A 17,770-nucleotide genomic window follows, 5' to 3' on the forward strand; every position below is an offset into this window, starting at 1 on the left:
GGTTGTTCTGAGAGAGTACCTTACCATGGTTGGTAGGACAGATAGAGTCCCATCACGGATAAATCTGTCGAGGCTGAGTTTCAGTGGTAATCAGAAAAAAAATTGCCATTCCGGTGCGTTCGCCGATCAAAGAGGGTGAAAAAATGAATACAGATAAACTGGTTGGTGCATGGACACTCATATCTTCCATTCAATCTCGAAATAATGTCATATCCCGAACCTTTGGTGATCCACCGTCGGGACAGATTCAGTACACGAACGATGGTCGCATGTCGGCCTTTTTAATGGATCCAGATTGGGCACGAACCGGAAAGAATGCGGTGGAGGAGTCTGACAGATTTTTTGCTTACGCAGGACGATGGGAGCTTGACGGAAATAAGGTAAGCCATTTTATCGAATTCTGCTCGGCTCCGACGAAAATTGGCACGACCTTTGTCCGTAATTTGAATTTTCTAAGTGAAAATGAAATAGAACTTACGACAGAACGTGAAACTACTAAATCAGGGAATGTCTACGAAACAAAACTTATCTGGAGACGGCACGTTTTATCAAAAAATGTGGTATAATGATCTGCGACATTGTATGGATCAGTGAACCTTGAATTCAGGAATTTGACAGCATGAATGTGTTTGTATTGTTTCTATTATCGTTCATCGGAACACTTCCATTAGTATTTCTTTGTTTTTTCTCCATTGCACTTGTATTTAACAGGAAAATTGTTCCCAAAAAGGTGCTTCTTATCTGGTTCCTGTTCACCTGGATCATTGCAACCATCTTTACAGCGATGATGGGACCGCTCAACCCATCTCCTTTTTTGGCCCCTATCGTACTGTCTGCTGTGGTCAATAGTTGGCTGTATTTTAGCCATCGCGACGGTAAGAAAAAAACTTTCCTGTCGAAGCGGACGTGAGCCTCAGCCAGGAAAATCATCTCGCCTGCGACGCAACGGTCATCTGTCTGTACTACACAGACTGCACCGGGGCTGTCGTTGCTTGAGTCGTTGCTGTTGCGGTCAGCCCACCAGACGCAACAGATATACAGTCAGCACGCCGCTGAACATCGTCAGCAGCAAGCGCCGTGTGCCCATATAGACGGCCAGACATGCCACTACCCCGACCACACCCTGCCAACCACTGTGAACCGCGCTGGGAACGACCAGCGACACCAGAATGGTCCCCGGCAGCGCATCGAGAAACATCCGCAGCGGGCCGGTGCGTGGCAGCCGGTCCGCCAGCAGGAGCCCACCGAAACGGAAGCAATACGTGATAAGCGAAGCGGCAATGATTGCCGCAGGCCCATTTTCAATAAACAGATTGGCTGACATGCGCTTGGCTCCCGTTACCGCTTCTGTAATCGCAGATATTCAATGACGCCGGCAACCATCGCCCCACCCACGCCGCCGATGACAATGTACCACTTTCCGGGAAGGAATTTTTCGCTCACCAGCGCCAGGACGATAGCGGCGGCCCACGGTAGCCCATCGTTCCTTCCCCGCCACAGGCTCAGAGTCAAGGCGGCGAAGACCGCGACGAAGGCGAAATCCAGCGCGTATTTTTCGGGCTGGGTGATGAAACTGCCGAGCAGATTTCCCCCAAGCGTGCCGCAGGACCAGGCGCAGAGCAGCAGCAACCCGCCGCCGAAGAGAAAATAGGGGTTGGTGCCGTTCTTTCGATGCTCGGCAATCGTCACCGCCCAGTTCTCGTCGGCGACCAGATGCATCAGCAGCGCCTTGCGCCACAGCGAATGGCCGGCGAAGACCGGATGCAGCGAGGCGCCGATCAGCAGATAGCGCAGATTGATGATGAAGACGGCCATCGCGACGGCCATGACCGACAGCGGCGCCTGCCACATATCGACCATCACGAATTGTGCCGAACCGGCAAACATCAGGACATTCATCGCCGACATCTCGGCCCAGGTCACGCCTTTCTGGGCACTGAGGACACCAAGGACCCCGCCGTAGGTGACGGCGCTGACCGCGAGAGGGATATTGGCCATCGCCCCTCGGTACATGCTGGTGGAAATCGATGCATTCTGTATCGATATGATATCGCTCATAATAACCTCCGTATTTCCCAGGAGATGGATTTGCAAACAGGATTATCAGACATGTATCGCCAACCTTGGATTTTACACCATATGACAGATTAGTGCAGAGTCAGATTCGACTCTTTGATACCGGCAGAGGTTGCCGGCGGCCGGCGGCCAACGATCGTTGGCGTTCCCTCTTCGCGGTGCGATCCTGACAGATCTTCCCCATTTTTCCTGATGCGCGGATCTCGATAGCGGCGCTCTTGTGCCAACCAGGATTGATTTGCCGTTTGCCTGCCGTACTGAGGAGTTACCTGTCCTGACGCCGGATCGTGGCCATCCCCAGGCACGTTACAGGAGGAGGACTGAACCCCGACGTCCGTCGCAACGAGCCGAAATCCTCTGCCAGAAACAAAAATACACAACTGCAAAGACTCATCTTCCTGATATATTTCTGCTTTGTACCGTTTGCCGGCAAGGTGTTTTCGATTTGAGTGGTTAAAAAAGTAAATCAAATTACAATGAAATATCAGCAGTGGACGGGATTCGGCCCGGCCGATATCACATCACGCTTCCATATCGGCCGTATAGACCAATCATGCCGCACACTCCAGCTGATCACGGCACATTTTGATATCCATTAAAATATCGGACACCTTAGACAGAGTGCGAAATCTTTGACCAAGGTCCGCATCGGTCAAAATTTCAGAAATCAGGGACAGGCTGCAGGTTCAATCTTTTGTGGCGTTGTCCCGAGAGTATCGCCGAACCAGAAATGAGGTTTCCTATGAGCATGCTGATCATCGACCAGAAAAAATGCGCCCAGGATGGCCTGTGCGCCGCCGACTGCCCGATGGGGATCATTCACTTCGAGGGGAAAGGCCACTTCCCGGAGATTGCGGCCGCCAACGAAGCCGCGTGTATCCGCTGCGGCCACTGCGTTGCGGTTTGTCCGCACGGCGCCCTGGATCACTCCGAGGTGCCGTTGGCCTCGTGTACGGCCCTCGACGAAGCGCTCGTCATATCATCGGCTCAGGCCGATCAATTCCTCCGCTCACGGCGCTCGATCCGGCAGTTCAAGAACAAGCCGGTGGAACGGACCACAATGCAGCGGTTGATCGAGACCGCCCGCTATGCTCCGTCGGCCAGCAATGCCCGACTGGTGGAGTGGCTGGTCATCGACGATCGGCAACGGCTGGAGGCGATCTCCGCCAAGGTTATCGACTGGATGGGCTCCTTGCTGCAGGACCCCAAAGCGACGGTGATGCCCTACTATCAAGTGCTGGTGAACGCCTGGGATGCCGGCGTCGATTCAATCCTGCGCTCCGCTCCCTGCCTGGTTACAGCGATGGCCAAGGGCCCTGAATCCGTCCGCCTTATCGATGTCACCCTGGCCCTCAGTTACCTGGAACTGGCCGCTCCCAAATATGGGCTGGGAACATGCTGGGCCGGGCTGCTGCAGGGAGCGATGCTCGCCAACCCCGCCCTGAAGCAGGCAGTGGGCATTCCACGCGACTACCCGTATCATTTTCCGCTGATGATCGGCTACTCCAAGGTCCGATATTACCGCCTGCCGGAGCGCAAACCGCCGGTGATCCATTGGGGTTGAGATCCGGAGGACATACCAGCCGTACAAATCAGGGCCGCTCCGGTTTATTCCAGGATCAAGATCCATGGGTCGGATCCCCCTGTTGCTGTTGCAGCCCCTTGCCTGGGATGTGGCTCATCAAAGTTCCCTGCATTGATAGAGCTGACCTTGGCTCAGCACTTTTCACAACCCTCAAAATTTTTAACCGGGTAACGACAATGAACTCGATCACCTCAAAAACTCCTGTTTTCCTGCTGGCATTGGTCATCGTCCTTTATTGCGGAGTGCTGCCCGGTATCCCCGGCGGCCTCGTCAACCCCGACACCGCACTTGCCGACAAGGATGATAACATAGAATACCCCCGGAATGGGGATGGCTGGAAAGATACCCGGGACAACAATGAATATTATCAGGAAATGAACCAACTCGATGTCGAAAGAGATCGTGAACGTAACAAGCTGGAACAAGAGTATAACCGTGAGTTGGAAGGGATAAATCAAGAATTTCAACGCGATATCGCCGAAGAGGACGATCCGGCGGCGGCTGAGGAAAAATATCGGGAAAAACGCGATGACCTCGAATTCAAATTCGAAGAAAAACAACAGCAGCTTTCAGAGTGGTATGAGGAAAAAGCGGCTGAAATCGAGGGACGATGATTGCAGCCGATTCTGTGGCGACGGGCATCAAACTGGCTGTCGTGACGCCTGTACCCACGCCCGGAGAGGAGCAAGAAACACGAGGAGCTATATGAGAAATCCAGTGAAGGCAGTGGTGCTCAATCTTTTCCTGCTGCTTGCCGGACCCAGTCTGGTCCCGGCCGAAGATCTGGGATGCCTGGACACGACGTTCAAGTTGTTGAGCCCCAACGATTCGGTCTGCGTCTCGGCGTTCGAGGACCCGAAGGTGGCCGGTGTCACCTGCCATATCAGCCAGGCCCGAAAAGGTGGTTGGGCCAGTGTGGTCGGTCTCACCGAAGACCCTTCACGTTTTTCCATCGCCTGCCGGCAGACCGGACCTGTTACGCTGCCTGCCAAGTTGCCGGCCCAGCAGAATGTCTTCAGCGAGAAGACCAGCGCTTTCTTCAAGAACACCAAGGTCATCCGGATGTTCGACAAAAAGCACAACACCCTGGTCTACCTGGCCATCAGCAAGAGAGTGATCGAAGGAAGCCCCGACAACGCCATCTCCACAGTGCCCATTATGCCTTGGGGCGGCAAGTAGTGCAGGGACGGGAATCAATCTCCCACCAACACACAATCCCTTATTGTGCACCTACCGACTCGCCCAATCCCCATCGATACTGCCGACCGGGCGAGCTTTTTCGGGCAAAGCCATAAACTCTTCCTGTCGCAACCTGACCGGCATTTCTGGAACACGACCCGTCCCATCCGTAGATACCGGTACAACCTCATTATTCTTTGGGAAGAGTGAAGACAAAATTAGGATGCCCCCCCGGGGAATCCTCGTACCACAGATCTCCCCCGTGACGCCGTACAAGCTCACGGATGACAGGTAATCCAATCCCAGTGCTGGACTCGCTCTCATACATTTCAAATATCGATTTTCTCTTCTCCTCGGGAATTGATTGACCGCTATTGAAAACGTTGAGTTGATACATCTCCCCTTTGTCCTCAAAACCGTAGGCAATGACTCCCCCTCTTGGGGTATACCGTATAGCGTTGGAAAGAAGATTTCGATAAACGATCACGAGCCAATTCTTGTTGGCGGAGATGAAAATCTTATCACCTGGTATGCCACCGAGCCGATTGTCGATCAAAATCTCGCCATTCTCGATTTCCTGTGAAAACTCCTCAAGAAGAGGATCTATGATATCCTCCCGGAGATCGAGTTTTTCTTTCCTGCCAACTCGAGTGGAATTCATCACGCATGATTTGGTCAAATATTCCCCGACAATTTTCTCGAGTTTCACCATGCGGTTGAAGACATCGTTGAGCGTCTGCTTCACGCTTTCGCTCACCTCTCCAAATCTTCCCCTTGACAACAACTTGATGGTTGAAGCAATTGACACGATCGGCGATCGCATATCGTGCGTTGCTATCGAAAGCATTTGCAAGATATGGTGTTCCAGATTTTTTCGTTTAGAGATATTTCGGGAAATTCCAATCACTCCGATAATCTCTCCGCTGGTATGTTTCCACGGAAATTTAGAGACTGAAACCCAGGTGTGGGATCCGTCCGGACGAGTCAGTTCTTCCTCCTTGTCCAGAATCGCCTCACCTGTCTCCATAACGAATATTTCATCATCACGGCATCGTATGGCCTCATCTTGGGGAAGAAAATCAAAATCGGTTTTCCCGATCATATCCTCCCACCGCACCCCTGATCTCCTTGCCTTGGACTCGCTCACCAGGACAAATCTTCCGTCCATATCCTTGAAGAATATGGAATCTTCTGTATGGCGCAACAGCGCCATCATCTCCGGGCACCTTTGGCTGAAATTATTTGCCATGCCTGTGCACCTCCGTAAAGAAGGATAAAGTGGCCGATGTACCACCGCTTTCCAGGAGAGTTTTCAAAATCGGTTCACCTTGCAAGCAAGATATAATTCGTTCTTCCCCAAGGCGTGCAGACAAAAATTCTCTGTGTTTTTTCGCTGCCGACTTCCCGGTCGTTATCCACCAACTGCAATCCAACGAGGCATTCTCTTCAAAAGTATATGTTGCGATATCGGAATATGGAAACAGAAACGCGCACCAGACAATGATAAAAACTCTGCACTTGCAAGGTCCCCTCAATATGCCGACAACCGGGGTCATTCGTTACGGCATTTCTCGCCAGTTCACATGATCTTCATGCCATTTCCTTCAGCCCGGCGATGTCCCTGCCGGATATGCCATGTTATACCTGTCAGATACCTAACATAGCTGATTTTCTGCTCATCTGGCAAGAAAAGGCATTGCAGTTCCTGCCACTGACACATATTGACAACACGGCAACCTCCCCTTAACTTCTCAGAAAGACAGCCTGTTTCTCCCGACAGATGTGTTGATTTTTGAAATTTGATCTGCAAAAGCCAGACTGCCGGGAGCCTCCCGGAATTCCGGGAGTGAAGGAAAGAGGCTGTCGAACAACTCAAACATATGGAGGCTACCCATGACCTATACATGTCAAAACTGCGGTGTTACGGCAAAAGAACGCAGCAAACTCTGTAATCCGGCAAACGAAATCGAACTCGAAAATGCATGTGCCGTTACTGCGGAGAAAGTTTGCAGCGAAAAAATCGATGAAATCAAATTTTCCTGCGATGCCTGCGGCAGCGTTTCGGCATCCTCGGATAATCTGTGCGTCCCGATCGAAATCAGATGAATTACAACAAGGGGATGGACGGTGATCGTGCAATCCCCGGATCTCCGTCCATTCTTTTTCCAACTCCCCTTTCCGAGACGGGAACGGGAAGATGCACCGTTTCCCCGAGTTCACCAACCTCTTCCGCCAAGGGCTCTCCGGTCGCTGTCGCTACTGGAACCAGATCAAAAACCGGCCTTACCTGCACCTGCAGCAAGATCAGCAATGCGCTTGCCAATCTTGTTCCGAAAACCCCTCCCCCTTTGATTCGGCATTCGGCGCGCCGAATACCTCGTAACCTGACAACACCTTGAACCCAGACGGCGCAACACGTTTCAACCCTCCCGTTTTTTTCTTTTTATAACAATAGGTTAAATTCACATACTATTTTTCCTTGCGAAAGTCGCCCATCAACTGTTAGGTAATGGTGCTGACTGTGATCTCCAAACTCTTCCAGGCCCAGGACCGCTCTCTTCCCTTTCCGCCCCTTCCTGGCATCGCGGTTCAGCATGTGCCGGCAAAAAACAATCAGGCACCTCCGCCATTCGATCTCATCGACGCTCCTGCGCAGAGGCTGTTTGCTGAAATTTTTTTGGAATCAATTTGTATACGGTGAGGTAAAAAACCAGTTCTGTACGTGCACGCCCGAAGTAGACCACCAAAAAAGGAGGGTTGAATGATCCAGATTATCGACCATGTCGGGGAAAGATATCTGTGTCCGGTTACGCAAAAAACAGAGACCGTTTTGATTCAGCAAATAACCACCAAACCGAAGGTGGTGGAGATCCGGAAAGAGCATATTTACCCGATTGCCAAAAACTTCGAATACTGCTCCGGGCTTGACGTCTGCGGGGTAATGACAATCCATGGCGATGGCCTCACGTTTTCATGGGAACTGTGTCCATTGAAGGCAAGCCTGTAACGGGAGATCCTGACGCAACCGGTAGTGCAACCGCCCTGATGCGATCAGGTTTTCCCGGTCCCGGAATCCAGCCCGGAAGAGAGAGCCCACCCTGCTGATTTCGTACCCCGGGGAACAGCGATATCCATGGCGTCAACGTCCTGTTGGGGGCAAGGTCTGAAACACCTCGCCCGCAACAACTTGAAAGAGCCGTCGCTTGTATTTCCAGTTCCGGCAATCGCTGCCTCATGGCTCGCTGTTTCCCCCTTCAACCCACGCGAATATATCCGCTGCCGGCGCGAACACGGCCAACCCACCACCATCCCTGCGCCCGGGCAACCTCGGACGGGCAAGACCCATTTCGGACGGGCCTTGCGGATCGATTCCGGCAACGCCCGCTGTCGGCACCTGGTCGACCGCGCCAAGTAAAACATCGGCGACACCGTCGATGCATCCTTTGAATGTGATACCCAAAGTTCATGGATGGACTCCTTCACTTCACCGGGGGAAGGACTTATACTGTTCTGTATCTTCTGGAGAGACGGATAGTGGCAGATAAAGGTTTTTTGCTGTGACCATAGCAATTTACCGTTGATCGCCAATCGGGCCATTGGATTGTTCTCATCTGATAAAACTCCACATCCAATGGAATAGACGCTCAAACCATGAGGGAGGAAGATACATGAAACGACTGCTGTTGTTTGCCGCGATCATCGCTGGATTCATCGCCACACCCCCGGCCTTTGCCGCAGACTCGACGGTTACGATGAATTTGATCGACGAACAAGGGGTCGGCAGGAGCATCGGCACCGTTGCGCTATCCGAAGGACCGGATGGACTGGTCCTTACCCCGAAGCTCACCGATCTGACGCCGGGGCTCCACGGTTTTCATATTCACCACAACCCCGACTGCGCCGCAGTTGCAAAGGACGGCAAGGTGGTTCCAGGTCTTGCCGCCGGCGGTCATTATGATCCGGAGGGAACTGGAAAACATGAAGGCTTTGCGGGCAGGGGACATCTCGGCGACCTCCCTGCACTCAGCGTAGATGCCGATGGCCGTGCCACAACCGCCATGACGGCTCCGAGGCTCAAGTTGTCGAATGTCAGGAACCGGTCACTGATGATCCATGCCGGAGGAGACAACTATGCCGATCAACCGGCCCCGCTGGGGGGTGGAGGGGCACGTATCGCCTGCGGTGTCATCGAATAGTCCGGGAAGCGGAATCCCCTTGCCGGCACGGGTTAACCTGACCCCTCCGTTGCGGTCGACGTCGGCAATCGCCTGCGGAGGGGTGTCCATGCGCATCCGGGCAGCGGTATCCTCTATGCGGGAAAACAACATCTAATCAGCATTTTAAACGAAAAACCTAATGAGAATACTGACAATTCGATGGCAGCGACTCGTTGATGAAAAAGGTCGGACATGCCCCCGTTGCCAATCCACCGGTGATACGGTTTCGAACACGTTCCAGAAGATCGAGAAGGCCCTGGCAGAACTCGGCATCGCCGTCGATTTGAAAACGGAAGCCATCGACTTTCCAATGCAAGTCTCCTGGCGGCAGCGGCCCTGTTCGGTGCTTGACCCGCCTCTCCCCTGTCCCCTATAATTGATAGATGAACCTCTTTTTCACAAATTCACAGCCGCTGCAAACGCGGAATTCAACCGTACACTCCCAAAATGACAGGAGAACACCTCATGACCGATGATAACGTCACCCCCTCTTCCCGCGGAGAAGGCACCGAATCCGCTTTTGTGGTTTTCAAGCCCTATCCCCTGCAGGTCGGCCACCGGATATTTATCGAAAGTGGCCCCCGCCATGGAGACTGGGAGGTCATCGGCGTAGGCGAGCGCAAGGTCAGGCTCCGCTGCCCCTTCACGGGCCGGGAGGTGGAATGGGACCGCTTTTGTTACCTGGTCGAAGAGAAGTACGGCCGATGGCCGCATCCTGAATAACCGGCACCGCCACAACCCATGGATCCGGTCTTGATGCCACGCGACCGCATCCATCGTCCGCTTCGGCAACCGGGATGCTCGGCTGTATCAATTGACGGCTCAACAACGAAGTCACAGGATTGATCCACAGGACAAAATTCGACAACAGGGGGGCGGAACAATGAGATTGAACGACATCACCAGAGGCACGGGGCTCGAAGCGCATGGCATCACCAATGCCAACTTGATTTACTGGACGCCGCCGACATCGGCACTGTACGAGCAGATCGTCAAACGCGGCGAAGGCCTGATTTCCCACCTCGGTGCCGTCGCGGTCAAAACCGGACATTACACCGGCCGGGCCGCCAACGAGAAGTTCATCGTCGACGAGCCGACCAGCCACGACAACATCGCCTGGGGCAAGGTCAATCGGCCCTTCGCCCCGCTGAAGTTCGATGAGCTGTACAAACGGATGTGCGCCTACATGCAGGGACGCGACCTGTTCGTCCAGGACTGCTTTGCCGGCGCCGACCGGGAGCACCGGCTGCCGATCCGGGTCGTCACCGAGAAGGCCTGGCACTCCCTGTTCGCCCGCAACATGTTCATCAATGCGACGGAGGAGGAACTGCAGCACCACGCACCCCGGTTCACCGTCGTCAACATGCCCGACTTCCACGCCCTCCCCTCGATCGACGGCACCAATTCCGAGACCTTCATCATCATCAACTTCGCCCGCCGGATGATCATCTCCGGCGGCACCAGCTATGCCGGCGAGATCAAGAAGGGGATTTTCACCATCCTCAATTATCTGCTGCCGGTGGAAAAGAAGATCATGGCCATGCACTGTTCCGCCAATGTCGGGCCGCAGGGCGACACCGCGGTCTTCTTCGGCCTGTCCGGCACCGGCAAGACAACCCTCTCCGCCGACCCGAACCGCTCGCTGATCGGCGATGACGAGCATGGCTGGGACGACAAGGGGGTGTTCAACTTCGAGGGCGGCTGCTATGCCAAGATCATCAATCTCTCCAGGGAAGCCGAACCGGAAATCTACGAAACGACCCGCCGTTTCGGCACCGTCCTCGAAAACGTGGCGATCGATACCTTTACCCGCCGAATCGACCTGGCCGACGACTCGTTCACCGAAAACACCCGCGCTTCCTACCCGCTGACCCACATCCCCAATATTGTCGGCAGCGGCTGCGGCGGCCATCCGGCCAACATCGTCATGCTGACCTGCGACGCCTTCGGCGTCCTGCCGCCGATCGCCCGCCTGACCCCGGCTCAGGCGATGTTCCACTTCCTCTCCGGCTATACCGCCAAGGTGGCCGGAACCGAGGCCGGGATCACCGAACCGACCGCCACCTTTTCCACCTGTTTCGGCGGCCCGTTCATGCCGCTCAACCCGACCGTGTACGGCGAGCTGCTGCGCACCAAGATCGCCAGGCACAACGTCACCTGCTGGCTGGTCAATACCGGCTGGAGCGGCGGAGCGTACGGCGTCGGCTCGCGGATGAAGATCGGCTACTCCCGGGCCCTGGTCAATGCGGCCTTGAACGGCTCCCTCAATGCCGGGACTTTCGAGAAGGATGCCTTCTTCGGCCTCGACATCCCGACCAGTTGCGCCGGGGTGCCGACCGGGGTTCTCAATCCGCGCAATACCTGGGCCGACAAGGCCGGGTATGACGAAACGGCAACCAGGCTGGTGGGAATGTTCAAGGAAAATTTCAGAAAGTACGAACCGGATGTCACCGCCGATGTGGCCAATGTCATGTGAACACCACTCCACCGGACGACTCCGACCGCGTGCCTTCGCGCCTGGAGCCGTCCGGTTCTTTCTGCGGACCGAATCCCGACCACCGGGTCCTTGTCGAAATCGCCACGCCGCCACGCTTCTTGTTTATCCTGGGCTCATCCTTATAGTGAAAGTATCAGTAGAGTTTCGACTCTGCTGTGTCATTCATTGTGAAGAAAGGAGGTTGCGATGAAGATAACCAAAGAAGCACTATGCAGAAAAATAGAGGAGGTCCTCCCCAAGGTCGGAGCATGCGGGATCGACTTTGATGTCGAATTTGATGACAAGGTCCAGGCATGGACCGTGGACCTGCACCATGAGGATCGTCATTTACGTACATTCGTCGACGTTGATGAGGCGAGCGTCTGCCTCGAAGGAAAGCTGTGCATCCCTCTCGGCGTGCAGGTGGGACAACTCAGACACAACTTCGACCTGCTGACCTGCAGCGACCACTGACACCCGGGAAGCCATGGAGAACAGCGTGCGTTGACAATCAGCAAGGGGGCCGTCCGGCCAGACGGTCCCTTCGTTTACTCAGGCAACCTTTATAAACAGCGTATGCCGGACTTGATCGACAGGATGTATTTTAAACAACTCTCGACACTTGATCCCGCCGAGGTCTGTACGCGGGCTTCATGTACCTACGATGGGGCAAACAGGTTCTACACCGTCGCCGTCTGGGATCAGAACTACAGGGTCTATCCGCACCTGATGCAGGTCGAGCCTGCCGGCGACGGGGCCGAAAAGCTACACCCCTATTTCGACCTCTTCCTCGTCCACTATCTTCTTCGGGCCAAGGCGATCACACCGGCAGGGCAATGGATTTCCGAGAAGGATATCCCGGGCGGCGCCACTTTTTTCCGTGGTCCCCATGCCATCCCGACGGAATCATTGTCGGGGAGTTTCGGCAACGATCTCCAAGCCTTCAAAAACCGATGCGAACAGCTGGGAGGCCTTCCCCTCGACCTCGCCGACGCCGCCTTTGTCTTTGCGATAACGCCACGAACTCCGATTGCTGTCCTGTACTGGGAAGGTGACGAGGAATTTCCGGCAGAGGCGAAGGTTCTGTTCGATCAAACCATAGCCCAGCATCTGGCAACCGATATCGTCTTTGCGGCAGCCGTCGGGATCTGCGAGCGGCTGGGAGAGATGTCCGACTGATCGAACCGGTATATCCCGAATGGATTGTGTCATTTCAATACCATGGAACATACGCGGCGCCGTCGCAGAATCGTGGCGGCGGGAAACAGGATTGTCGTGCTTTTTTAGCAAGAGGAGGGCCCCCAATGGTGTATTCATGCCGAAATTGCGGTGCATCCGCCGAAGATTCCAGCAAACTCTGCAACCCAACCGATGAGGCGCTGAACCACAAGTTCTGCGGCGCTTCACCGGAGGATATCTGCGACGGCAAACTGGTGGAGATGAACTTCGTCTGTACTATCTGCGGCAGTTTTTCAGCAGACTCGGCGACGCTGTGCAGTCCGGACCAGGTCGACTAAAAGCGGGGCAAATCCCCAGCCGGGTCTGGTCACATGCAAACCTGCTATCATTTTCACGGTGATCTGACGAATCTGCTTCGTCGCCGCTGGCGTGGCGCCAATCCGATCATCCAACCGGTCACCCGCTCCGCCTCCATCAAGGATGTGATCGAATCTTTCGGATTGCCGCACACCGAGATCGGCGATCTCCTGTGTGACGGCCGACCGGTGAATTTTTCCCGGCCGGTCGCGGCCGGGCACCGCTTCGACATCCACCCGGTTCCTGCCCCCTGGGATGTGACACGCCCCACCCTGCTGCGCCCCCATCCCCTGCAGGGCCTCGGCTTCGTCGTCGACATCAATGCCGGCCGGCTTGCCCGCTACCTGCGAATGGCCGGGTTCGACACGTTGTACGAGCCCTCCTGGGACAACGCCAAGATACTGCAGGTGCTGCAACTGGAGCCGCGCATCCTGCTGACCCGCAGCCTCGACCTGCTGAAATGGAAACAGGTGGAATTCGGCCGTTATATCCGGGCCGAGGCGCCGGTCGACCAGCTGCGGGAGGTATTGGCTCTCTTCGGCGTCGTGGAATCGCGCCATTCGCTCAGCCGCTGTCTTCAGTGCAACACCGTGCTCCAACCGGTGCCGAAACAGGAGATACTGCACCGCCTGGAACCGCTGACCATCCGCTATGTCGATGCTTTCAGTATCTGCGGCCGTTGTGATAAGATCTACTGGAAGGGAAGTCATGCCACCGGGATGCAGCGGGTGCTGGAAGGTCGATAGGAACTTCCCTTCGGGTCGCTTGCAAAATGCACAGGGAACGGCCGGCATCGCGGATTGAAGATGCCGGCACAGCGAGACATCGACAATGATCCGACCAACCAGAAAGATAGAGTTCATCCCGGAACAGCGCGACGCCACCATCAGGCAGGCGCTGGTGCAGCTCCTTGAAGGCAGGCAGCTGCCCGTCAGCGTTCTTTCGCAAGAGATCCGCAAATCTGAAAAAGAGCTCTACGACCATCTCGAGCATCTGCAACGGTCGGGAATCCTCGTCATGGTCCCGGCTGCATGCGGTGCCTGCGGCTATATCTTTGCCCACAGGTCCAGACCGCGCAAACCCGGCAAGTGCCCCCGCTGCAAGGGGACCCACATCGAACCTCCGCTCTTTTCAATAGCTCTGCCGTAATCAGCTGCGCAAACGGGTTGTACCTGAGGTCACAGGCAGGGGGGAGTAGCGGGCAATTCAGGGGAAACAGATGGAGAGGGGAACAGCCAATCGCCTCGACGGATCCGACCGGGAGACGATTGGCTGAAACAGCTCAGAACGTGTAGCGCATGCCTAAGTAAACATTATGACTGGAGGGTGATTCTACTTCGCCATCCAGAATTTCCACATCATCGATCACAAAATAACGGTATTTTACTTCGAGATCGAAATTTGCATTGACGGCATAGCTCACTCCTGCCCCAACCTGCCAGGCGAACGCGGTATCGTCATCACTCGCCGATGGTTCCCCTGAACCAGGGTAGTCAAGATCATCCATCTCGACTTCGGCCATACCGATGCCGGCAGTGATGAACGGGGTGAATCTGCTGCCGGTGGTAAAATCATAATAGCCATTGGCGAGAAACGACGTTGCCGTCATATCTCCCGACAGTGGCATGCTCCATATGGAATAGCCAATTTCGTCTGTATCGTTGTTCTGGTAACCGATTTCCGCTTCCATTCGCACGTTCCCCATTCGGTAGCCGATCGCGCCGGTAACCGCCACACCCGAATCAAACTCCATCGATAAATTTATAGGCTCACCTTCGACTCCTACGTCGGCATCCTCGGCAAAGGCCATACCGACATCGGCACTGACATACACCCCGTCGGCGCTATAGGCGGTGGCGGTAAAAATGAACGTTGCCGCAACCAGTGAAGTGCAGAGTACTTTCTTCATGACGCCCTCCCCATGAGAATGAAAACAGATTCTACTTCTTGTAATCATTACATCTATGACATCACCTGATGCAATGACCCTCCTTTTTCGAAGAGTAATGGAAACGTCTCTTATAATCATATTGGAACGTATAATTTTTTGTCAAGGTACAATTTTTTTGATCAGGTTATTCCCATGTTGCAGGTGGTGACAGCCCGTTCATCATCGATCGCCAGCGCCTGCCCGGCCGGCTGCCGCCGACCCGGGAGACGCCCCATTGCTCCCCCGCAACTCTCCGCTGGACATCTCGAAACAGATATGAGACCTTTCGACGAGAGGGTATTGCAGTCGCTGCCAACGGAATGAGGCTGGAAGGGGAATTGACGGTATGGATCTGATCATGTTCCGGATTATTGGCCACCCAGCGATGCCGGACTCATCGTGGATCGAGATCGGCAGAGGGCTGAATGTCCTGAAGACCGGCGACACGGACCAGGCCCAGGCCCTCGCCCACACCCTCCAGACCATCAACCCGCCGTATGATATCAACCAGGCAGACCCGTTTCGCGATTTCCCTCAGTACCTCGACGGTCCAGGATATCGCCGCAGAATCGATCCCTCCAGGAAAACCGCCGCCCTGGCGATCTTTGCCGCTTCGCCCCAACTGGTCCGGGAACTGACCGCCATCGATCCGGTATACTATGAAACCGGCCGGATCGAATTCGGCCGAAGGCGTGATCACAGCCGGTGGGTGAATTTCGTCGAACTGGCGGGGTCGATCCGCTGGAGCGAGATCGAACCGACGATCAGTTCCCTGCTCGACCATACCGGAGCGGCCGGCAAAGCCCTCAGGCAACAGCTGCGCCCTGCAATTGCTCCGCTGCGCGGCGTCGATCGTATCAAGGGGCCGGTGGCGGCGACACTGAAAGAGCACCTGGAGACCCTGTCGCCCTTTCTGCCGGCACAGCGACAGGAGCAACTCGACCGGTGCCTGAACGCCATCGACCGGGCCGAACATTTCCGCCGGGCCAAAGACCGGGCCAGCGCCTGGCTGCCGTATTTTGTGCTCATCACCGCCGCCACCGTCGGCCTTACAGGCAACAACGGCGACGAAACAGCCGCCACCCGCCTGCAGGCAATGAGCGTCGCCCCGTTGACCTTTCTCACGGCACGTCTCGCCACCGTCGACACGGACAAGATTTCCTGGAACCAGCGGCTATCCCGGACCAACCGGCAGTTGGAAGACCTCTATCCCGGCCTGACACTGCAGTGCGAGCTTGAAGGAGCCACGGCGACCCTGGAAAGCCGCGAGAGGCCGGACCCTCTTTCATTCCACGAACTGCCGGTGGTCCGGAGGATCGAGGCACTGATGGCGGCTGCCTCCGTCCTGCATGAGCAGCTGCACGGCAACCAGCCGATTTTCCTGCTCGATGTCAACGGCATGCAACTCCAACCCGCAGAGCAGACCGATCTGCTGCAGATTCTGCTTCGCCATTGCCACCACTGGCAGAGCGTGGTCGTCCCCGATCGCGACTTTCTCGCCATCTGCAGCAAACGCCTGGGGCCGGGCGGGAAGGATGGGCATGCCCTGGCGCAACTGGTCGACGCGTCGCCGGCGGCCTAGGCCATCCCCAAGGCCTCCTGCAGTGCCGGCAACATCCTGCGGACACAACCTTTCCCCTCGGCGATGGCCTCATTGGCGCGGTAAAACTCCAATAAACCGATATGGGACAGTCGCGGTGACAGCAGAATGTCAGGCGGATCTCCAGCCATCCGGCTCCTGGTGATTCTGTCCTGCGTGATATTGACCGAGGCGGCGATGGCCTCGAACAGGTTGGGCGGTTGGACATCGACCTTTGCCGGCGCAAACAGCGAGGCCGTATACTCCGTCACCAGATTCGTCAATTTCTCAACAACACCTTGATTTTCCTCTTTTTTAAGAGGGTTTCCAGGTCTTTTGAAATGTTTTCCGACAATATCGCCATTCAAATTGACTGCGATGACAATGTCCGCACCCAAGGCCCGGCAGACGGAAACGGGAACCGGATTGACCAGGCCGCCATCGACAAGCCACGTGTTGTTGTTGCGGATCGCCGGGAAGAGACCGGGCAATGAGATCGACGACCAGACCGCCTCGAGCAGCGGCCCTTTCGTCAACCACACCTCCCTGCCGGTTTCCAGTTCCGTTGCCACCGCGGCATACTGTCTTGCCAGGTCCTCGATCAACGCCTCGTCGCTCGCCACGTATTCATTCAGGAAATGATGCAGCCGCTCCTTGTTCACGAAACCATTGAGGGAATGGTTGATCTCGAAGAATCTGGCGGTCTCAAATTTCGTCAGCGAACAGACCCAGGACTCCAGCTTATCGAGGGTGTCGGACACATACGCGGCGCCGACCAATGAACCGATCGACGTGCCGCAGACGATATCGGGCTCGATTCCCAGTTCGATCAGAGCGCTCATGACCCCAATATGAGCCCAACCACGGGAAGATCCACTGCCGAGGGCCAAACCGATTTTCATTTCATACTCCATTGAAGAGACTGCAACTCTCTGGTCGCACCGCCGTCGCCTCCGGTTCGTGCTGTCACCACGTCGAGGGCCGTCGGCACCATGTCCCGGCAGGGCCCGCCCCCTGACGAATCCCCCCGGCTGATAGTATACGTGGCGGCAGGCGCGTCTACCAGCACCTAATACCGATTTTCGACCATTTCCGGCCACTGCCGCGAAAAATAACGTCAGCATTCTTCTCTCAATCCGATTTGGCGAATAATCGAGGTTGCCCTTGCCAAACCAGGTCTTATTGTCCAAAC

Annotated in this window: 22 protein-coding genes; 17 read left to right on the forward strand and 5 right to left on the reverse strand. The window is 55.4% G+C overall.

Features of this window, described 5'->3' with window-relative positions; all coding sequences use genetic code 11:
• The first annotated feature begins 83 nt into the window (after nt 1-83).
• Together HNQ81_RS10640 and HNQ81_RS10645 are read left to right on the forward strand one after the other, a co-directional pair.
• Entirely contained in the window at nt 84-566 is a 483-nt protein-coding gene (locus HNQ81_RS10640) for a lipocalin-like domain-containing protein (protein ID WP_183351180.1), read from the forward strand.
• 53 nt (nt 567-619) lie between these two features.
• Entirely contained in the window at nt 620-910 is a 291-nt protein-coding gene (locus HNQ81_RS10645; protein ID WP_183351182.1) for a hypothetical protein, read from the forward strand.
• A gap of 102 nt (nt 911-1,012) precedes the next feature.
• On the opposite strand, the gene HNQ81_RS10650 is transcribed toward HNQ81_RS10645, so the two are convergent.
• Together HNQ81_RS10650 and HNQ81_RS10655 are read right to left on the reverse strand one after the other, a co-directional pair.
• Nucleotides 1,013-1,324: an AzlD domain-containing protein gene (locus HNQ81_RS10650; RefSeq protein WP_183351183.1), complete on the reverse strand. Its 312-nt coding sequence runs from the start codon at nt 1,322-1,324 to the stop codon at nt 1,013-1,015.
• A 14-nt stretch (nt 1,325-1,338) separates the two neighbouring features.
• The gene (locus HNQ81_RS10655) at nt 1,339-2,058 is read right to left on the reverse strand and encodes an AzlC family ABC transporter permease (protein WP_205240221.1); all 720 of its coding nucleotides are present in this window, start codon (nt 2,056-2,058) and stop codon (nt 1,339-1,341) included.
• Between the two features lie 760 nt (nt 2,059-2,818).
• Here HNQ81_RS10655 and HNQ81_RS10660 point away from each other — a divergent pair.
• From HNQ81_RS10660 to HNQ81_RS10670, 3 genes are all read left to right on the forward strand, one after another.
• Nucleotides 2,819-3,640: a nitroreductase family protein gene (locus HNQ81_RS10660; protein WP_183351185.1), complete on the forward strand. Its 822-nt coding sequence runs from the start codon at nt 2,819-2,821 to the stop codon at nt 3,638-3,640.
• 197 nt (nt 3,641-3,837) lie between these two features.
• Nucleotides 3,838-4,275, forward strand: a complete 438-nt coding sequence (locus HNQ81_RS10665) for a hypothetical protein (protein ID WP_183351187.1) — start codon at nt 3,838-3,840, stop codon at nt 4,273-4,275.
• A 91-nt stretch (nt 4,276-4,366) separates the two neighbouring features.
• Entirely contained in the window at nt 4,367-4,840 is a 474-nt protein-coding gene (locus HNQ81_RS10670; RefSeq protein WP_183351189.1) for a CreA family protein, read from the forward strand.
• Nucleotides 4,841-5,030: 190 nt separating this feature from the next.
• Here the strand turns inward: HNQ81_RS10670 and HNQ81_RS10675 are convergent, their stop codons facing one another.
• Nucleotides 5,031-6,089, reverse strand: coding sequence for a PAS domain-containing sensor histidine kinase (locus HNQ81_RS10675; RefSeq protein ID WP_183351191.1), 1,059 nt, complete (start codon nt 6,087-6,089; stop codon nt 5,031-5,033).
• 644 nt (nt 6,090-6,733) lie between these two features.
• Here HNQ81_RS10675 and HNQ81_RS10680 point away from each other — a divergent pair.
• From HNQ81_RS10680 to HNQ81_RS10730, 11 genes are all read left to right on the forward strand, one after another.
• Nucleotides 6,734-6,946, forward strand: a complete 213-nt coding sequence (locus HNQ81_RS10680) for a hypothetical protein (protein WP_183351193.1) — start codon at nt 6,734-6,736, stop codon at nt 6,944-6,946.
• Nucleotides 6,947-7,601: 655 nt separating this feature from the next.
• Nucleotides 7,602-7,847, forward strand: coding sequence for a hypothetical protein (locus HNQ81_RS10685; protein WP_183351195.1), 246 nt, complete (start codon nt 7,602-7,604; stop codon nt 7,845-7,847).
• 661 nt (nt 7,848-8,508) lie between these two features.
• The gene (gene sodC / locus HNQ81_RS10690; RefSeq protein WP_183351197.1) at nt 8,509-9,036 is read left to right on the forward strand and encodes a superoxide dismutase family protein; all 528 of its coding nucleotides are present in this window, start codon (nt 8,509-8,511) and stop codon (nt 9,034-9,036) included.
• A 160-nt stretch (nt 9,037-9,196) separates the two neighbouring features.
• A complete protein-coding gene (locus tag HNQ81_RS18135) occupies nt 9,197-9,433 on the forward strand; it encodes a DUF2703 domain-containing protein (protein WP_183351199.1) in 237 nt (78 codons plus the stop codon).
• Between the two features lie 89 nt (nt 9,434-9,522).
• Complete coding sequence (locus tag HNQ81_RS10700; protein ID WP_183351201.1) at nt 9,523-9,780, forward strand: hypothetical protein; 258 nt, start codon at nt 9,523-9,525, stop codon at nt 9,778-9,780.
• 160 nt (nt 9,781-9,940) lie between these two features.
• Nucleotides 9,941-11,533, forward strand: a complete 1,593-nt coding sequence (gene pckA, locus HNQ81_RS10705; protein ID WP_183351203.1) for a phosphoenolpyruvate carboxykinase (ATP) — start codon at nt 9,941-9,943, stop codon at nt 11,531-11,533.
• Between the two features lie 207 nt (nt 11,534-11,740).
• Nucleotides 11,741-12,007 (forward strand): hypothetical protein, encoded by a 267-nt coding sequence (locus HNQ81_RS10710; protein WP_183351205.1) that lies wholly within the window; start codon nt 11,741-11,743, stop codon nt 12,005-12,007.
• Nucleotides 12,008-12,130: 123 nt separating this feature from the next.
• Nucleotides 12,131-12,712 carry a DUF3786 domain-containing protein gene (locus tag HNQ81_RS10715; protein WP_240191702.1) on the forward strand — a complete coding sequence of 194 codons (582 nt, stop codon included), beginning with the start codon at nt 12,131-12,133 and terminating at the stop codon, nt 12,710-12,712.
• 125 nt (nt 12,713-12,837) lie between these two features.
• Nucleotides 12,838-13,050, forward strand: coding sequence for a hypothetical protein (locus tag HNQ81_RS10720; RefSeq protein WP_183351209.1), 213 nt, complete (start codon nt 12,838-12,840; stop codon nt 13,048-13,050).
• A gap of 33 nt (nt 13,051-13,083) precedes the next feature.
• Nucleotides 13,084-13,815, forward strand: a complete 732-nt coding sequence (locus HNQ81_RS10725; RefSeq protein ID WP_183351211.1) for a Mut7-C RNAse domain-containing protein — start codon at nt 13,084-13,086, stop codon at nt 13,813-13,815.
• Between the two features lie 85 nt (nt 13,816-13,900).
• Nucleotides 13,901-14,218, forward strand: a complete 318-nt coding sequence (locus HNQ81_RS10730; RefSeq protein WP_183351213.1) for a transcriptional regulator — start codon at nt 13,901-13,903, stop codon at nt 14,216-14,218.
• A gap of 133 nt (nt 14,219-14,351) precedes the next feature.
• On the opposite strand, the gene HNQ81_RS10735 is transcribed toward HNQ81_RS10730, so the two are convergent.
• Complete coding sequence (locus HNQ81_RS10735) at nt 14,352-14,978, reverse strand: outer membrane protein (RefSeq protein WP_183351215.1); 627 nt, start codon at nt 14,976-14,978, stop codon at nt 14,352-14,354.
• A gap of 379 nt (nt 14,979-15,357) precedes the next feature.
• Here HNQ81_RS10735 and HNQ81_RS10740 point away from each other — a divergent pair, with 379 nt between their 5' ends.
• Nucleotides 15,358-16,581, forward strand: a complete 1,224-nt coding sequence (locus HNQ81_RS10740) for a hypothetical protein (protein WP_183351217.1) — start codon at nt 15,358-15,360, stop codon at nt 16,579-16,581.
• On the opposite strand, the gene rssA is transcribed toward HNQ81_RS10740, so the two are convergent.
• A complete protein-coding gene (rssA, locus tag HNQ81_RS10745; protein ID WP_183351219.1) occupies nt 16,578-17,480 on the reverse strand; it encodes a patatin-like phospholipase RssA in 903 nt (300 codons plus the stop codon). The two genes, HNQ81_RS10740 and rssA, sit on opposite strands and share 4 nt — an antisense overlap.
• Between the last annotated feature and the right edge of the window lie 290 nt (nt 17,481-17,770).

This window comes from Desulfoprunum benzoelyticum (genome assembly GCF_014201505.1).
Classification (GTDB): domain Bacteria; phylum Desulfobacterota; class Desulfobulbia; order Desulfobulbales; family Desulfocapsaceae; genus Desulfoprunum; species Desulfoprunum benzoelyticum.

What these genes read in the sequence shown, in the direction of transcription:
- HNQ81_RS10645 (WP_183351182.1), top strand. Translation starts at nt 620, where the DNA reads ATGAATGTGTTTGTATTGTTTCTATTATCGTTCATCGGAACACTTCCA.
- HNQ81_RS10650 (WP_183351183.1), bottom strand. Translation starts at nt 1,324, where the DNA reads ATGTCAGCCAATCTGTTTATTGAAAATGGGCCTGCGGCAATCATTGCC.
- HNQ81_RS10655 (WP_205240221.1), bottom strand. Translation starts at nt 2,058, where the DNA reads ATGAGCGATATCATATCGATACAGAATGCATCGATTTCCACCAGCATG.
- HNQ81_RS10660 (WP_183351185.1), top strand. Translation starts at nt 2,819, where the DNA reads ATGAGCATGCTGATCATCGACCAGAAAAAATGCGCCCAGGATGGCCTG.
- HNQ81_RS10665 (WP_183351187.1), top strand. Translation starts at nt 3,838, where the DNA reads ATGAACTCGATCACCTCAAAAACTCCTGTTTTCCTGCTGGCATTGGTC.
- HNQ81_RS10670 (WP_183351189.1), top strand. Translation starts at nt 4,367, where the DNA reads ATGAGAAATCCAGTGAAGGCAGTGGTGCTCAATCTTTTCCTGCTGCTT.
- HNQ81_RS10675 (WP_183351191.1), bottom strand. Translation starts at nt 6,089, where the DNA reads ATGGCAAATAATTTCAGCCAAAGGTGCCCGGAGATGATGGCGCTGTTG.
- HNQ81_RS10680 (WP_183351193.1), top strand. Translation starts at nt 6,734, where the DNA reads ATGACCTATACATGTCAAAACTGCGGTGTTACGGCAAAAGAACGCAGC.
- HNQ81_RS10685 (WP_183351195.1), top strand. Translation starts at nt 7,602, where the DNA reads ATGATCCAGATTATCGACCATGTCGGGGAAAGATATCTGTGTCCGGTT.
- sodC (WP_183351197.1), top strand. Translation starts at nt 8,509, where the DNA reads ATGAAACGACTGCTGTTGTTTGCCGCGATCATCGCTGGATTCATCGCC.
- HNQ81_RS18135 (WP_183351199.1), top strand. Translation starts at nt 9,197, where the DNA reads ATGAGAATACTGACAATTCGATGGCAGCGACTCGTTGATGAAAAAGGT.
- HNQ81_RS10700 (WP_183351201.1), top strand. Translation starts at nt 9,523, where the DNA reads ATGACCGATGATAACGTCACCCCCTCTTCCCGCGGAGAAGGCACCGAA.
- pckA (WP_183351203.1), top strand. Translation starts at nt 9,941, where the DNA reads ATGAGATTGAACGACATCACCAGAGGCACGGGGCTCGAAGCGCATGGC.
- HNQ81_RS10710 (WP_183351205.1), top strand. Translation starts at nt 11,741, where the DNA reads ATGAAGATAACCAAAGAAGCACTATGCAGAAAAATAGAGGAGGTCCTC.
- HNQ81_RS10715 (WP_240191702.1), top strand. Translation starts at nt 12,131, where the DNA reads ATGTATTTTAAACAACTCTCGACACTTGATCCCGCCGAGGTCTGTACG.
- HNQ81_RS10720 (WP_183351209.1), top strand. Translation starts at nt 12,838, where the DNA reads ATGGTGTATTCATGCCGAAATTGCGGTGCATCCGCCGAAGATTCCAGC.
- HNQ81_RS10725 (WP_183351211.1), top strand. Translation starts at nt 13,084, where the DNA reads ATGCAAACCTGCTATCATTTTCACGGTGATCTGACGAATCTGCTTCGT.
- HNQ81_RS10730 (WP_183351213.1), top strand. Translation starts at nt 13,901, where the DNA reads ATGATCCGACCAACCAGAAAGATAGAGTTCATCCCGGAACAGCGCGAC.
- HNQ81_RS10735 (WP_183351215.1), bottom strand. Translation starts at nt 14,978, where the DNA reads ATGAAGAAAGTACTCTGCACTTCACTGGTTGCGGCAACGTTCATTTTT.
- HNQ81_RS10740 (WP_183351217.1), top strand. Translation starts at nt 15,358, where the DNA reads ATGTTCCGGATTATTGGCCACCCAGCGATGCCGGACTCATCGTGGATC.
- rssA (WP_183351219.1), bottom strand. Translation starts at nt 17,480, where the DNA reads ATGAAAATCGGTTTGGCCCTCGGCAGTGGATCTTCCCGTGGTTGGGCT.